Genomic DNA, 14,929 nt, shown 5'->3' on the forward strand with positions numbered 1-14,929 from the left:
GGCAAGCCTAATGGCCTTCGGGGTGAATTGTCGCGTCCGCGAACTCCGCGGCGTGCGCGACCAGAGCTTCGAAGAGCGCACAGTCGTCGGCGGCCTCCGGGTGCCACTGGACGGCGACGGCGAACGGGTGGGAGTCGAGCTCCACGGCCTCGATCGTGCCGTCCTCGGAGGTGGCCGTCACCGTCAGGCCCGTGCCGAGGCGGTCGACGGCCTGGTGGTGGTAGTGGGGCACGGTGACCGGGGCGCCGCCGAGGATCTTGGCGAGCTTGCTGCCGGCGGCGGGGCGCACGGGGAGGGGGCCGAACCGGCCGGGGGCGGGGGAGTGGCCGGTGTGGCCGACGACGTCGGGGAGGTGCTGGTGGAGGGTGCCGCCCAGGGCGATGTTGAGGACCTGGAGACCCCGGCAGACGCCCAGGAAGGGGGTCCGGGCTTCGAGGGCCGCGGTCATCAGGGCGAACTCGGCGGTGTCACGAAATTTCCGGATGTAGTCGGTGCGGGGGTGGGGCGACGCGCCGTACCGGTCCGGGTCGATGTCCCCGCCGCCCGCCAGGATCAGCCCGTCCAGCCGGGTCACCAGCGCAGCCGGATCGCCCGCCGGCGGGATGAGCACCGGCTGCCCGCCCGCCCGCGTCACCTGCTCCACGTACATGTACGGCAGCAGCGCCACGGGCAGGTCCCACACCGTGAACCGGGCGGGTTCGACGTAGGTGCTGACACCGATGACGGGCCGGCTCACAGCGGCGTCACGTACGCGCCGGAGATCCCCCCGTCGACCAGGAACTGCGACGCCGTGATGAACGACGCGTCGTCGCTGGCCAGGAAGGCGGCCGCGGCCGCGATCTCCGACGCCTCGGCGAAGCGGCCGAGCGGCACGTGCACCAGCCGCCGCTGCGCCCGCTCGGGGTCCTTGGCGAACAGCTCCTGGAGCAGCGGCGTGTTGACCGGCCCCGGGCACAGCGCGTTGACCCGGATGCCCTCGCGGGCGAACTGCACCCCCAGCTCGCGCGACATGGCCAGCACCCCGCCCTTGGAAGCGGTGTAGGAGATCTGCGAGGTCGCCGACCCCATGACGGCCACGAACGAGGCGGTGTTGATGATCGAGCCCTTGCCCTGGCGGCGCATGTAGCCGATGGCGTGCCTGCAGCACAGGTAGACGCTGGTCAGGTTGACCTCCTGGACCCGGCGCCAGGCGTCGATGCCGGTCTCCAGGATGGAGTCGTCGTCGGGCGGCGAGATGCCCGCGTTGTTGAACGCGACGTCCACGCTCCCGTAGGTCTCGAACGCGGTCTCGTACATCCGCGCCACGTCGTCCTCGCTGGTCACGTCGGCCTTGACGAACAGGCCGCCGACCTCGGTGGCGGCCTTGGCGCCAGCCTCCTCGTCGATGTCGACGCAGACGACCTTGGCGCCCTCCTCGGCGAACCGGTGCGTGGTGGCCAGGCCGATGCCGCTGCCCGCTCCGGTGATGACGGCCACGCGGTCCAGCAAACGCTGCATAGGGCTACTCCGTTGAGATGAAGACGTTCTTGGTCTCGGTGAAGGCGGCGAGCGCGTCGGGGCCCAGCTCGCGGCCGAGCCCCGACTCCTTGAAGCCGCCGAACGGGGTCCAGTAGCGGACCGAGGAGTTGGAGTTGACCGAGAGCGCGCCGGACTCGACCGCGCGGGCCACCCGCAGCGCCCGGCCGATGTCGCGGGTCCAGATGGAGCCGGACAGGCCGTAGCGGGTGTCGTTGGCGATGCGGACCGCGTCGGCCTCGCCGGCGAACGGCACCACGGACACGACCGGGCCGAAGATCTCCTCGGTGAACGCCCGGTCGGTGACGTTCGAGGTCAGCACCGTCGGCGGGAACCAGTAGCCGCGGCCCTGCGGGCACGAGCCCTGCAGGTACGGGTCGGCGACGAAGCCGCGGACCCGCTCCAGGTGCTCGGCGCTGATCAGCGGGCCCATCTCGGTGGCGGGGTCGAGCGGGTCGCCGACGCGCAGCCCGCGCACCGCCTCCGACAACCGCTCCAGGAACTCGTCGTACACGCTCTCCTGCACCAGCACGCGGGAGCGGGCGCAGCAGTCTTGACCGCTGTTGTCGAAGACCGCGTACGGGGCGGCGGCGGCGGCCTTGGCGACGTCGGCGTCGGCGAAGACGATGTTGGCCGACTTGCCGCCGAGCTCCAGCGTGAGCCGCTTGACGTGGGCGGCGGCCTTGGCCGCGATCTCCTTGCCCACCTCGGTCGAGCCGGTGAACACGATCTTGGCGACGCCGGGGTGCTCGACCAGCCGGGCGCCCGCGACCTCCCCTGCCCCGGGCAGGACCTGGAGCACCCCCTCGGGCAGGCCCGCCGCCAGGGCCAGCTCGGCCAGCCGCAGCGCGGTCAGCGGGGTCTGCTCGGCGGGCTTGACGATGACCGTGTTGCCCGCCGCGAGGGCAGGCGCGACGCCCCACGACATGATCAGCATCGGGAAGTTCCACGGCACGATCACGCCCACCACACCCAGCGGCTCCTGGAACGTGACGTCCACGCCGCCGGGCACCGGGATCTGCCTGCCGTGGTTGCGCTCGGGAGCGCCGGAGTAGTAGTGGAGCACGTCGCGGACGGCGGCCGCCTCCCAGCGGGCGTTGCCGACGGGGTGGCCGGCGTTGGCCACCTCCAGCATCGCCAGCTCCTCGGCGTGCGCGTCGACCAGGTCGGCGAAGCCGCGCAGCAGCCGCGCCCGGTCGCCCGGGGCCACCTCGCGCCACTCCCGGTAGGCCTTCGCGGCCCTGGCCACGGCCTCGTCGACCGCGGCGGCCCCGGCCATCTCGACCTCGGCCACGACCTGCTCCGTCGCCGGATTGATGATCTTCACAGGCGCTCGAATCCCCGGAACATCTCCCAGTCGGTCACCGCCGCGTCGAAGGCCGCCAGCTCGACCCGCGCGTTGTTGGCGTAGTGGGCCACCACGTCCTCCCCGAACTCCTCCCCGGCCAGTTTGGAACCCTCGAACAGGGCCAGCGCGTCGCGCAGGGTGTGCGGCACGGTCTCGGCGCCGGAGGTGTAGGCGTTGCCCTCGAACGCCTCCTCCAGCTCCAGCTCCCCGTCGATGCCGTGCAGGCCGGCCGCGACCAGCGCGGCCACCGCGAGGTACGGGTTGACGTCGCCGCCCGGCACCCGGTTCTCCACCCGCAGCGAGGGGCCGTGGCCGACCAGGCGCAGCGCGCAGGTGCGGTTGTCGACGCCCCACTTGACGGCCGTGGGCGCGAAGCTGCCGGGCACGAACCGCTTGTAGGAGTTGATGTTGGGCGCGTACATGAGGGTGAGCTCGCGCAGGCAGGCGAGCTGACCGGCGATGAACCGCTGACCCAGCGGCGAGAGCCCGTGCGGCCCGTCGCCCGCCATCACCAGCTCGCCGTCCGCCCCGCGCAGCGAGATGTGGATGTGGCAGGAGTTGCCCTCGCGGTCGTTCGGCTTGGCCATGAAGGTGATCGACTTGCCCTCCTGGGCGGCGATCTCCTTGGCGCCGTTCTTGTAGACGGCGTGGTTGTCGCAGGTGACCAGCGCCTCGGCGTAGCGGAAGGTGATCTCGTGCTGGCCCGGGTTGCACTCGCCCTTGGCGGACTCCACGTACAGGCCCGCGCCCTCCATGTCGCGCCGGATGCGGCGCAGCAGCGGCTCGACGCGGGCGGTGCCGAGCAGCGAGTAGTCGACGTTGTAGAGGTTGGCGGGGGTCAGGTCGCGGTAGGCGCGGTTCCAGGCTCCCTCGTACGAGTCCTCGTAGACGACGAACTCCAGCTCGGTGCCGACGCAGGCGCGCAAACCGCGCTCCTGGAGCCGGGCGAGCTGGCGGCGGAGGATCTGGCGCGGCGAGGCGGTCACCTCGCCGCCGTCCTCCCAGGTGAGGTCGGCCATGACCAGGGCGGTGCCCTCCTGCCAGGGCACCCGCCGCAGCGTCGACAGGTCGGGCCGCATCACGAAGTCCCCGTACCCGCGATCCCAGGACGACATCGCGTATCCGCCGACCGTGTTCATGTCGACGTCGACGGCGAGCAGGTAGTTGCACCCCTCGGAGCCGTGGTGCAGCACCTCGTCGAGGAAGTAGCGCGCGGACAGGCGCTTGCCCTGGAGGCGGCCCTGCATGTCGGCGATGGCCAGCAGCACCGTGTCGACCAGGCCCGCCGCGACCTCCTGCCGTAGCTCGTCGACGGTGAGGAAGCCATGACTGGACCGCTCGCTCACGTGCTGGCTCCGATCTCGCAGGAGGCGGTTTCCCGTTGATTGGGCTAGTCTCAGACCATTGATGTGTATGGCGGGATCGCTTGTCAAGACCTGAGGACACGTTGGACGAGTCGGCGCGTTTGATGACGGTGCTGCGCCCCGTGAGAGCCGGAAACGCCTTCGAGGAGACCGTCGAACGGCTCCTGCAGGCGATCAAACTGGGCGTGGTGGCGCCGGGAGACAAGCTTCCGCCCGAGCGCGAGCTGGCCGTCCAGCTCGGCATCAGCAGGGTGACGCTGCGCGAGGCCATCCGCGCCCTGCAGGACGCGGGCTACCTCGACGTGCGGCGCGGTCGCTACGGCGGCGCGTTCGTCACCTACGTGCCGCCCCGGCCGGGGCCGGCCGACCTGCGCAAGGCGGTCGCCGACATGGGCACCGACGACCTGGCGGACGCGCTCACCTTCCGCCTGGCCGTCGAGTGCGGCGCCGCCCAGGCGCTGGCCGGGATGGAGCTGACCGGCGGGCAGCGCGACACGCTCAGGCGCAGGCTGGCCGACCTGGACGGCGCCTCGCTGGAGGACTACCGCCGCCTCGACACCGCCTTCCACCTGTCGATCGCCGAGCTGACCGGGTCCGCCCTGCTCGCGTCCGCCTGCGCTGACGCCCGCCTGCGGGTGAGCGACCTGCTCAACGCCATCCCCATGCTCCAGGTCAACCTCGACCACGCGGCCGCGCAGCACCGGGCGATCGTGGCGGCCATCCTGGCGGGCGACCCCGAGGGGGCCGGCCGCGCCATGAGCGAACACCTGGAAGGCACGGCCGCCCTTCTGCGCGGATTCCTCTCCTGACCGCACCACTGCCCACAGGCTCGTAGAGTCGGTTCACGGTCATGGAGAAATGGTTTCACGGAAGCATCATCGCGACGGGACGGCTGCCGCTGTTCTGTTTCTTCGTCGCGCTCATCGTGGCGTTCATCGCCACCCGCATCAACGTACGGCTGATCAGGGCCAAGGTCGGCTGGTTCCGCAACGTCAACGTGGGCGAGATGCACATCCACCACGTGGTGTTCGGGGTCGTGCTCATGCTGGTCGGCGGGGTGGCCGGGATGGTCGTCTCCGGCGCGTCGCAGGTGGGGCACGCGGTCGCGGCGTCGGTGTTCGGGATCGGGTCGGCCCTGGTGCTCGACGAGTTCGCGCTGATCCTCCACCTGCACGACGTCTACTGGGAGGAGGAGGGGCGCACCTCGGTGGACGCGGTGTTCATCGCCGTGGCGGTCACCGGGCTGCTGCTCATCGGGCTGCGGCCGCTCAGCTGGGACTTCGGCCCGCCGCTGGTCGACCCGGCGGCGCTGATCCTGGGCAACCTGGTGCTGGCCGTGATCACGCTGCTCAAGGGGAAGATCTGGACCGGCATGGCGGGGCTGTTCCTGCCCTTCCTGCTGCTGGTGGGCGCGGTGCGGCTGGCCCGGCCGGGGTCGCCGTGGGCCCACTGGTTCTTCGTCGGGCGCTCGCCGCGCAAGATGGCCAAGGCCATCCACCGGGAGGAACGCTGGCGCCGGCCGGCGATCCGGGCCAAGATCGCCTTCCAGGAGTTCCTCTCGGGCCGCCACGACCTGCCTTCCACTCGCCGTCTGCGCCGCCATACTTGACCCATGGCGCTTCCCTCCAGGTCTGACGGGCTGCTGGCCCAGATCCCCGACTCGCTCGCGGACCTGCGCGGACCCGTGGACGGCAAGGTGGCGCTGCCGCCCCACCTGTCATGGTCGGGCCCTCGCGAGTACGACCTGGCCGATCTGCGCCTGAGGCTGTCGATGTACCGCATGGTGATCACGGGCGGCGGGCGCGTGGACGCGGAGAGATACCTGAACGCGCGCCACCTGACCGCCGACTGGCCGCTGCTCAGGAAAGGGCTCGGCCCGGGCCACCGCCGGGCCTGGGAGCACAAGCTGGCCCTGGGCATGCTCCCGTGATCCGCTTCCCGCCGTTCCAGGAACGGGTGCTGGGAATGGTGCTGCCGGCATGCGAGCGCTTCCATCTGCTGCTCGCGGGCGGGCACGCGATGCGGGCGCACGGATTCATGGACCGGCCGAGCACCGACCTGGACTTCGCGACCAGTGCGGACACGCCGCTGCCGGAGGTGGCGGAGGGGATCGCCCGGGCGCTCCGCGCCGCCGGTCTGGAGGTGTCCGTGCTGGAGGTGACACCCCGGTACGGGCGACTGCTCCTCAAGGACCCTTCGACGGAGGAGCACTGTGAGGTGGACCTCCTCCGGGAGGCGCTCCAGCAGCAGCCCAGCGTGTGCGGCGAACTGCGGGTCGTCGCGCTCGACGACGCCGTGGGCCTGAAGATGCGGGCGCTGTACGAACGCAGCCTGGCCCGGGATGTCATCGACATCGCCGCGGTGGCCCACCTCTACTCCTTCAGAGATCTGGAGCGTTTGGGCGGCCTGCACGCGGAGGACTTCTCACTTCCCGAGCTCGTCATGCGGCTGGAGTTCGTGGAGTTCATCGCCGACGAGGAGTTCGCGGCCTATGGGGTGACCCCGGATCGGGTGCGAGACATCCGGAGGCTGACCGCGGCGTGGGCGGACGACATCAAGATGCGGCGGGCCGACGACGGTGATGCCGAGTACGACGTCTCCGATCTGCCCGGGGTCGACTGAGGCATCGGGTGGTCACAGCGTCACAGCGTCACGGCTGAGCGGAGGGCCAGGCCGGCGCCGAGGAGCACCACCATCACGGCCGTGCCCAGCGGGGCCGCGCTCGACAGGCGGGCGGCGAGCCGGCGGCCCGCCGACGCCCGCGCCTCCAGCCGGTCGACCAGCTTGACCAGCAGCAGGCCGGTGAGGGTCAGGGTGGCGGCCATGCCGACCCCGTAGGCGGTCACCAGCGCCACCCCGAACCAGGTCCGGCCCAGCGCGACCGCGCCCAGCAGCACGACCAGCGCCGACGGGCTCGGCACCAGCCCACCGGCCACCCCCAGCCCCACCAGCCCACCACTCCGATGCCCGTGCCCGTGCCCGTGCCCGTGCCCGTGCCCGTGCCCGTGCCCGTGCCCGTGCCCGTGCCCGTGCCCGTGCCCGTGCCCGTGCCCGTGCCCGTGGCCGTGCCCGTGGCCGTGCCCGTGCCCGTGCCCGTGGCCGTGCCCGTGGCCGTGCCCGTGCCCGTGCCCGTGGCCGTGTCCATGGCCGTGTCCATGGCCGTACCCGTGGCCGACGGCATGGGCGTGCCGGGAGCGGCGGGCGGTGTGGATCAGGCGGAGGCCGATGGCGGCGATCAGCACGCCGCCGGCCACCCCCAGCCAGGCCAGCACCGACTCGCCGGCCAGAGCCGTGAAGACGCTCAGCGCGAGCCCCACCGCCAGCACCCCCACCGTGTGGGTGGCCGTCACCGTGGCGCCCACGACGAGCGCGTCCCTGGGGCGTCCGCGACGCCCCGCCAGGTAGGCGGCCATGACGGTCTTCCCGTGCCCGGGGATCAGCGCGTGCCCGGCCCCCAGCACCACCGCCAGGCCCAGCGCCAGCAGCCCGAGCGGCACGGTCAGCGAGTCGGCGCCGACGAGCCCGGTGAACGTCCGGTCCAGCGCGTCGAGCGCCTCACCGACGGGTCCGCCGACGGAGAGGCCGGGGGTCCCGGACGCGGGGGTCCCGGTCCCGGCGCCGAGCCGTGAGACGGTGAACGAGGCCGTCCGCTGGTCCAGCGGTGACGTCAGCAGGTCGTCCGGGTACCTGCGCAGTTCCCCGCTCACGCTGGACTCGGGCACGGTGGCGTCGGCGAGCCGGACCCCTGCGCCGGTCGCGGTGATCTCACGCCAGCCGATCCGGTCCTGCTCGAAGCCGTCGGTGAACGTCACCGCCCCGGACACCGCGGTCTCGGCCACCAGGTCGCAGGTCAGGCGGCTGGTCCTGAGCCCGCCCTGGCCCGGCGTGTACGCGTGCCCGGCCCGTACCACCCGCCAAGGCACGGCCGCGCCGCCCACCGTCAGCCGCTGGGCGGCGGCGAGCGCGGCGCAGCGGCGGGAGGCGTACGTGGCGTCCACCTCTGTTCTGGCCTGCAGCGTGGGCAGTTCGGCCAGGTCCACCACGGCCAGGTTCTCCACCTGCCCGCCGGAGACGGTCAGCCCGTTGTAGTGGTTGACCGTGAAGTTCCCCAGCGGATGCGCGGCGGCGGCCCGTGCCGGCACGCTCAGGAACACCGGCACCAGCCCGAGCAGCAAGACCCCCGACCGCCACCACCTCCTGCGCGAGGCGGCGTGACGGGCGTCTTCCGGGAGGTCGGCCCGTTCTGTGGGGTGGGTCCGGTTCGGTGTGCGGGCGGCGTTACGGACCTGTTCGGGGGTGGCGGCCGATTTCATGGGGTGGGAGGGGGCTTCGGTGAGGGGGGTGAGCTCGGGGTCGGTCATGAGAACCTCGCCAGGGTGGCCAGCTCCGGGTCGAAGCGGGGGTCGAGGGGGACGTCGCGGCCGAGGGATCGTTCGATCTCGGCGCGGTGGTAGCGGAGGACGGGATGCCGCCAGCCGGTCGAGGTGGCCTGTTTCGCGTACCGCAGCGCCTCGCGCGGCCGGTCGGCCTTGAAGAGCGCCCAGCCGAGCGCGTCGGCGGCGATCAGGCCGGGATTGCGGGCGTACTCGGCGCGGGCGTGCCGCACCGCCTCGTCGGGGTCGCCGTGGTCGGCCTCGAACTCGGCCCACGTCAGGTCGTCGCGGACGCCCGTCCTGGCGAGCAGGTCGCGCTGGGCGTCCAGCAGCGTCCAGTCGGCGGGCAGGCCCGACTTGAGCCGCACCTCGCCCTGCTCGATCAGGTACTGGGGCAGCGGCAGCCGCCGGACGACGCCCTCGTACCGGGTGAGCGCCTCGTCCAGCCGGCCGCCGAGCGCGGCGGCCCTGGCCCGGCCGGCGAGGGCGGGCGTGTAGCCGGGGTCGGCCTCCAGCGCCCTGGCGTACCACCGGTCGGCCGTCTCGAAGTCGTGGGCGTGCAGGGCCAGCTCGCCGAGCTGGTGGCGGGCGTAGGCGAGATCGGCGGGGACGCGCGCGTCCTCGTGGGCGTACTGGAGGTAGCGGCGCGCGCCGTCGAGGTCTCCGCGCAGCTCGGCCGCGTACGAGGCGCGCGCGAAGGACGCGACGCCGGGCCGCAGGTCCAGCATCCGCTCGACCGCCTCCCGCGCGCCGCGCAGGTCGCCGAGCTGGACGCGGGCGTCGGCGAGCACCCCGTACGCGGCCGCGCTGTAGGCGTTGGCGTCGAGCGCCCGCTCGGCCAGCCGCTTGGCCTCGGCGAACTCGTGGCGGCCGGCGGCGAGCGTGGCCTGGCCGGTCAGGACGGCGTCGTCGCGCGGGCTGAGCCGGGCGGCGGTGTCGAGCGCGCCTTCCGCCTTGGTGTAGTACGACGGGTCGCCGCTGATCCTGGCCTGGTCGACGTACTGGACGCCGAGCTGGGCCCAGCCGCGATGATCGTCCGGCAGCCGCTTGAGCCGGTCCTGCAGGGTTTCCCGCCCGGCCGCGGGCGCCGGCGCGCCGGCCGGTGCGGCGGCGACGCCGAAGACGGTGAACAGCAGCGCGCCGGTCAGGACGAGACCTGCCAGCAGGAGTAGTGAACGCATCGAAGGGCTCCGGAGTCGTGAGAAGCAACCGGCCGGCCGCCGGAGCGGCCGACCGGTCCTGGGGCGGCGGGGCGGGAGGGGGCCCGCCACCGGGAGAAGGTCGGCCGGGCGGGGGTCAGCGCTGGTTGACCGAGGCGTTGCTGGGGAGCGGGATGTACGGGAACGTGCCGCCGAACGGCTTGTCGTTCATGTCCACCTTGTCGGTCAGGGCGGGGATGAGCTTGCCGGACTGCGCGGCGCCCGCGACGGCCTGCAGCTCGATGTCCACCACGTCGTCGGCGAGCCGGCGGCCGTTGGGGAAGCCCTGCAGGTCACCGCCGAGCACGCCCAGCCTGTTCGGGTCCTTGCTGGGCGGGATCGACATGTTGAGCCTGAGCATCTCGGCAGGGCGCAGCTTGCCCGCGTCCTTGTTCAGCGACTGCGCGTTCAGGTCGGCCGCGATCGGCCCGTTGCCCTTGGCGATCCCGGTCAGGAAGATCTGGACGAGATCCTTGCGCGGGGTGGCGGGCGCCTTGATGCCGTAGATGGACGCGAGCAGCCTGGCCACCTCGGGGTCGGTGACCCGCTTGACCAGGGCGGCCACGTCGGCGTCCTTGGCGGGCGGCAGCGCGTTGAAGGCGTCCTTCAGCCCGGCGGGGGACACCACCTCGTTGACCAGCGGGTTGCCCAGGCGGGAGACCTGGACGAACTTGCCGCCGTTGTGCTTGTCGGTGGTGGACCAGACGCCGACGACCGGGTTGCGCTTCGGGTCGCCCTTGAGCGCGAGGTCCTCCTTCGGCACCTGCAGGCCGAGCGTGTTGACGTTGTAGCCCTTGAGCGTGTCCCGGCCCACCTCGGACAGGTCGCCCCCGTACAGCAGGTCGAAGACGCGCAGGTCGAGGAAGAACGCCTCGTCCGACTGGCCGGCGAGAGTCTTGCCGCCGCCCTTCAGGCTGGTGATCGCCTGGGAGCGCAGGGTGCCGTAGTTCGGCATGGACGCGGGGCCGACGTTGCTCGGCGCGACGATGCCGTTGGAGACGAGCGTGCTGCTGCCGTTCCCGGTGATGCGCCTGAGCGTGTAGCGCTGGCGGAAGAGCAGGTTCTGGTCGTCGAGCGAGGTGACCGGTCCGTTGTTGTGGAGGAAGGTGGCGTTGCCGCGCCGGTCCTCGTTGCGGAAGGTCCACTGGTAGGTGATGTCGGGCTTGGCGTCGCCGTCGTTGTCGATCTTGATGTTGTAGCGCGACCTGGTGTCGAACGGGTAGAAGTTCGGCCCGCCCTGCGGCTCCTGGAACGGGATCCAGTTCGACAGCAGGGTCACGGTGTCGGGCTTGTCCGGGCTGACGAACGCGTACACGTCGGTGTTGTCGTTGAGCGGGTCGCCGATGACGGCGGGCGCCTCGCGGTGCGAGGAGGCCGTGCCGGAGTCCGTACGGAACATCGCGAGCGAGGAGGCCGTCAGGGCCACCGCGACGCCGAGTCCGATGAGGGCGCGCCGGTCGATCCGGTGCTCCATGGTCGGTCCTTTCGGAAAGGTGCTGATCGATGACGAGGTTCCGGCCGGGTTCCTCGCGCCCTATTCGCGTGACGGGGGCGGGCGGATGTCGCCCTCATCCTCAAGGAGGAGTCGTCAACCGAAGTTGACATACCAAAGGAGTCAATTTAGGTTGACGGGTGCGGAACGCGCGCGCCCGTTCGTTGAGAGGTCGAACGGCCCCTGGAAGGAGATTCGGTGATCAAGGACTTACTGGCCTACTTGCGCCCGCACCGGTGGATCCTGGTGGCGGGCGGGGTGCTGGGCCTGATCGGCTCGGCGGCGGGCCTCGCCATGCCGCTGCTCGCCAAGTACGTGGTGGACGCGTTCGGCGAGAACGGGTCGATGGCCGGGCCGCTCATCGGCCTCACCGTCGCCGTCCTGGTCGGCGCCGTGGTGTCGGCCGCCGGCTCCTACCTGATGGAGCGCACCGGTGAGAGCGTCGTGCTGGGCGCCCGCCGCCGCCTGGTCGACCGCATCCTGCGGCTGCGGGTGGCCGACGTCGACCGGCTCAAGCCCGGCGACCTGCTCTCCCGCGTCACCGGCGACACGACGCTGCTGCGCGCGGTGCTCACCAACGGCGTCGTCGACTCCGTCAGCGCCGTGTTCATGCTGGTCGGCGCCATCGTCCTGATGGCCGCCATGGACGGCACGCTGCTGCTGGTCACGCTGCTGGTGGTGGTCGTGATCGGCGGGCTGACCGGCCTGGTGATGCCGCGCATCATGCGGGCGCAGAAGGACGCCCAGGAGGCCGTGGGCGAGATGGGCGCGGTGCTCGACCGGGCGCTGCAGGCCTACCGCACGGTCAAGGCCAGCGGCGCCGAGGAACGCGAGATCGCCGTCGTGGGCGGCGCCGCGGAGCGGGCCCGCGACCGGGGCCTCCAGGTGGCCGGGTGGACCTCGCTGGCCGGGGTGTCGACCTGGATGGCCGTGCAGATCGCCTTCCTCGGCGTGCTCGGCGTCGGCGGGGCCAGGGTCGCCTCCGGCGCGCTGGAGGTCTCCTCGCTGATCGCCTTCCTGCTCTACCTGTTCTACCTGGTGGCGCCGATCGGCCAGCTCGTCGAGGGCGCGGTCCAGCTCCAGCAGGGCCTGGCCGCGATGAAGCGCATCAAGGAGGTCGAGGACCTGCCCGGCGAGCCCGTCGGCGTGCCGGCCGGCACCGGCGACCGCCCGCTCGGCGTGCGCTTCGACGACGTGGTCTTCCGGTACGGCGACGACCGGCCGATCGTGCACGACGGGGTCAGCTTCGAGGTGCCGCCCGGCGGTCTCACCGCGCTCGTCGGCCCGTCGGGAGCGGGCAAGTCCACCGTCTTCGCCCTGCTCGAACGCTTCTACGAGCACCAGGGCGGGGTCATCTCGCTGGACGGCAGGGACATCCGCGACTGGTCGCTCGGCGAGCTGCGGGCCGCGCTCGGCTACGTCGAGCAGGACGCGCCCGTGCTGGCCGGCACGCTCAAGGAGAACCTGCTGTTCGCCGCCCCCGACGCCACCGAGGACGAGCTGCGCCGCGCGATCGTCCGCACCCGCCTGGACGACCTGGTGGCCAGGCTGCCCGACGGCCTCGACACCGCGGTCGGGCACCGGGGCGTGCTGCTGTCGGGCGGCGAGCGGCAACGCGTCGCCATCGCCAGGGCGCTGCTGCGCAAGCCCAGGCTGCTGCTGCTCGACGAGGCCACCTCGCAGCTCGACGCGGTCAACGAGCTGCGGCTGCGCGAGGTCATCGCCGAGGTCGCCGCCGAGACGACCGTGCTGGTCATCGCCCACCGGCTGTCGACGGTGACCAACGCCGACCGGATCGTCCTCATGGAGAGCGGCGGCGTGCGGGCCATCGGCACCCACGACGAGCTGGTGGGGGCCGACGAGCTCTACCGCGAGCTGGCGGCCACCCAGTTCCTCGTGAGCTAGCGCGTTGTACTCTTCGGGTGACGTTGATGAATGTGTTCATTCAGGAGGTCGCCATGAGCCGCACCGTGCGCGCGCCGCGAGGCACCACGCTCACCGCCAAGGGGTGGCCGCAGGAGGCCGCGCTCCGCATGCTCCGCAACAACCTGGACCCGGAGGTGGCCGAGCATCCCGAGCAGCTCGTCGTCTACGGCGGCTCGGGCCGCGCGGCCCGTGACTGGGCCTCCTACGACGCGCTGGTCAGGACGCTCACCACGCTGGAGGGCGACGAGACGCTGCTGGTGCAGTCGGGGCGGCCCGTCGGCGTCTTCCGCACCCACGAGTGGGCGCCCAGGGTGCTGATCGCGAACTCCAACCTGGTGCCCGGCTGGGCCACCTGGGAGGAGTTCCGGCGGCTCGAAGCCGCCGGGCTCACCATGTACGGGCAGATGACCGCGGGCTCCTGGATCTACATCGGCACCCAGGGCATCCTGCAGGGCACGTACGAGACGTTCGCGGCGGTGGCGGCCAAGCGGTTCGGCGGTTCGCTGGCCGGCACCGTCACGCTCACCGCCGGGCTCGGCGGCATGGGCGGCGCGCAGCCGCTCGCCGTCACCATGAACGGCGGCGTGGCCATCTGCCTCGACTGCGACCCCCGCTCCGTCACCCGCCGCATCGAGCACCGCTACCTCGACGTGCGGGCGGAGTCGCTGGACGAGGCGCTGCGGCTGGCGTACGAGGCGCGCGACGCGCGGCGGGCGCTGTCGATCGGCGTGGTGGCCAACGCCGCCGAGGCCGTGCCCGCGCTGCTCGCCCGCGGCGCCGAGATCGACATCGTCACCGACCAGACCTCCGCCCACGACCCGCTCATGTACCTGCCGCTCGGCGTCGCCTTCGACGACATGGCCGCCGAACGCGACAAGGACCCGGCGGGCTTCACCGAGCGCGCCCGCCAGTCCATGGCCGCGCACGTCGAGGCCATGGTCGGCTTCCAGGACGCGGGGGCCGAGGTGTTCGACTACGGCAACTCCATCAGGGGCGAGGCGCAGCTGGCCGGATACGCGCGGGCCTTCGACTTCCCCGGGTTCGTGCCCGCGTACATCAGGCCGTTGTTCTGCGAGGGCAAGGGGCCGTTCAGGTGGGCGGCGCTCAGCGGCGACCCCGCCGACATCGCCGCCACCGACCAGGCGATCCTGGAGCTGTTCCCCGACAACGAGCCGCTCGCCCGCTGGATCCGCCAGGCCGGCGAGAAGGTCCACTTCCAGGGCCTGCCCGCGCGGATCTGCTGGCTGGGCTACGGCGAGCGCAACGTGGCGGGGGAGCGGTTCAACGACATGGTCGCCTCCGGCGAGCTGCGGGCGCCCGTCGTGATCGGCCGCGACCACCTCGACAGCGGCTCCGTCGCCTCCCCCTACCGCGAGACCGAGGCGATGGCCGACGGCTCCGACGCGATCGCCGACTGGCCGCTGCTCAACGCCATGCTCAACACGGCCTCGGGGGCGGCCTGGGTGTCCATCCACCACGGCGGCGGCGTCGGCATCGGCCGCTCCATCCACGCCGGCCAGGTGACGGTCGCCGACGGCACCGCGCTGGCCGGGGAGAAGCTCGACCGGGTGCTCACCAACGACCCGGGCACCGGCGTCATGCGCCACGTCGACGCGGGCTACGAGGAGGCGGCCGCGGTGGCGGCCGCACGCGGGGTCCGCGTCCCGATGCGTGAGTCCTGAGTGATCCATGTGGGATGAGAATGCCGTGCG

Annotated in this window: 13 protein-coding genes; 6 read left to right on the top strand and 7 right to left on the bottom strand. The window is 72.3% G+C overall.

The annotated features are described in order from the left end of the window. Window positions 1-7: 7 nt before the first annotated feature. Genes AB0K05_RS04090 through AB0K05_RS04105 form a run of 4 tightly spaced genes read right to left on the bottom strand, consistent with a single transcriptional unit; the run spans window position 8 to window position 4,209 of the window. Entirely contained in the window at window positions 8-736 is a 729-nt protein-coding gene (locus tag AB0K05_RS04090; RefSeq protein WP_364226456.1) for a gamma-glutamyl-gamma-aminobutyrate hydrolase family protein, read from the bottom strand. Next, on the bottom strand, window positions 733-1,497 hold the full coding sequence (locus tag AB0K05_RS04095) for a 3-oxoacyl-ACP reductase (protein ID WP_364226459.1): 765 nt from the start codon (window positions 1,495-1,497) through the stop codon (window positions 733-735). The genes AB0K05_RS04090 and AB0K05_RS04095 overlap by 4 nt, the downstream gene beginning before the upstream one ends. Before the next feature lie 4 nt (window positions 1,498-1,501). Further along, complete coding sequence (locus AB0K05_RS04100) at window positions 1,502-2,794, bottom strand: aldehyde dehydrogenase family protein (protein ID WP_364226737.1); 1,293 nt, start codon at window positions 2,792-2,794, stop codon at window positions 1,502-1,504. Window positions 2,795-2,838: 44 nt separating this feature from the next. Then, entirely contained in the window at window positions 2,839-4,209 is a 1,371-nt protein-coding gene (locus AB0K05_RS04105; protein WP_271275891.1) for a glutamine synthetase family protein, read from the bottom strand. A gap of 122 nt (window positions 4,210-4,331) precedes the next feature. On the opposite strand from AB0K05_RS04105, the gene AB0K05_RS04110 reads away from it, so the two are divergent. The 4 genes from AB0K05_RS04110 to AB0K05_RS04125 are packed head-to-tail and all read left to right on the top strand — an operon-like array spanning window position 4,332 to window position 6,849. Next, window positions 4,332-5,036, top strand: a complete 705-nt coding sequence (locus AB0K05_RS04110) for an FCD domain-containing protein (RefSeq protein WP_219546595.1) — start codon at window positions 4,332-4,334, stop codon at window positions 5,034-5,036. A gap of 41 nt (window positions 5,037-5,077) precedes the next feature. Beyond that, complete coding sequence (locus AB0K05_RS04115; protein ID WP_148033840.1) at window positions 5,078-5,836, top strand: hypothetical protein; 759 nt, start codon at window positions 5,078-5,080, stop codon at window positions 5,834-5,836. Window positions 5,837-5,839: 3 nt separating this feature from the next. After that, window positions 5,840-6,157, top strand: a complete 318-nt coding sequence (locus AB0K05_RS04120) for a hypothetical protein (RefSeq protein WP_364226463.1) — start codon at window positions 5,840-5,842, stop codon at window positions 6,155-6,157. Beyond that, window positions 6,154-6,849: a nucleotidyl transferase AbiEii/AbiGii toxin family protein gene (locus tag AB0K05_RS04125; protein WP_364226466.1), complete on the top strand. Its 696-nt coding sequence runs from the start codon at window positions 6,154-6,156 to the stop codon at window positions 6,847-6,849. Before AB0K05_RS04120 ends, AB0K05_RS04125 begins: the two co-directional genes overlap by 4 nt. A gap of 20 nt (window positions 6,850-6,869) precedes the next feature. Here AB0K05_RS04125 and AB0K05_RS04130 read toward each other — a convergent pair whose 3' ends face one another. The 3 genes from AB0K05_RS04130 to AB0K05_RS04140 form a co-directional block, all read right to left on the bottom strand. Beyond that, window positions 6,870-8,588, bottom strand: a complete 1,719-nt coding sequence (locus tag AB0K05_RS04130) for a High-affinity nickel-transporter (protein ID WP_364226469.1) — start codon at window positions 8,586-8,588, stop codon at window positions 6,870-6,872. Then, complete coding sequence (locus tag AB0K05_RS04135; protein WP_364226472.1) at window positions 8,585-9,781, bottom strand: tetratricopeptide repeat protein; 1,197 nt, start codon at window positions 9,779-9,781, stop codon at window positions 8,585-8,587. Before AB0K05_RS04135 ends, AB0K05_RS04130 begins: the two co-directional genes overlap by 4 nt. A gap of 115 nt (window positions 9,782-9,896) precedes the next feature. Beyond that, window positions 9,897-11,273, bottom strand: a complete 1,377-nt coding sequence (locus tag AB0K05_RS04140) for a DUF4331 domain-containing protein (RefSeq protein ID WP_364226475.1) — start codon at window positions 11,271-11,273, stop codon at window positions 9,897-9,899. Window positions 11,274-11,489: 216 nt separating this feature from the next. Between AB0K05_RS04140 and AB0K05_RS04145 the strand changes: the two genes are divergently transcribed. After that, window positions 11,490-13,196: an ABC transporter ATP-binding protein gene (locus tag AB0K05_RS04145; protein ID WP_364226478.1), complete on the top strand. Its 1,707-nt coding sequence runs from the start codon at window positions 11,490-11,492 to the stop codon at window positions 13,194-13,196. Window positions 13,197-13,222: 26 nt separating this feature from the next. Further along, the gene (gene hutU, locus AB0K05_RS04150; protein WP_364226481.1) at window positions 13,223-14,899 is read left to right on the top strand and encodes a urocanate hydratase; all 1,677 of its coding nucleotides are present in this window, start codon (window positions 13,223-13,225) and stop codon (window positions 14,897-14,899) included. The last annotated feature ends 30 nt before the right edge of the window (window positions 14,900-14,929 follow it).

The organism is Nonomuraea sp. NPDC049486 (assembly GCF_040676925.1).
Classification (GTDB): Bacteria; Actinomycetota; Actinomycetes; order Streptosporangiales; family Streptosporangiaceae; genus Nonomuraea; species Nonomuraea ferruginea.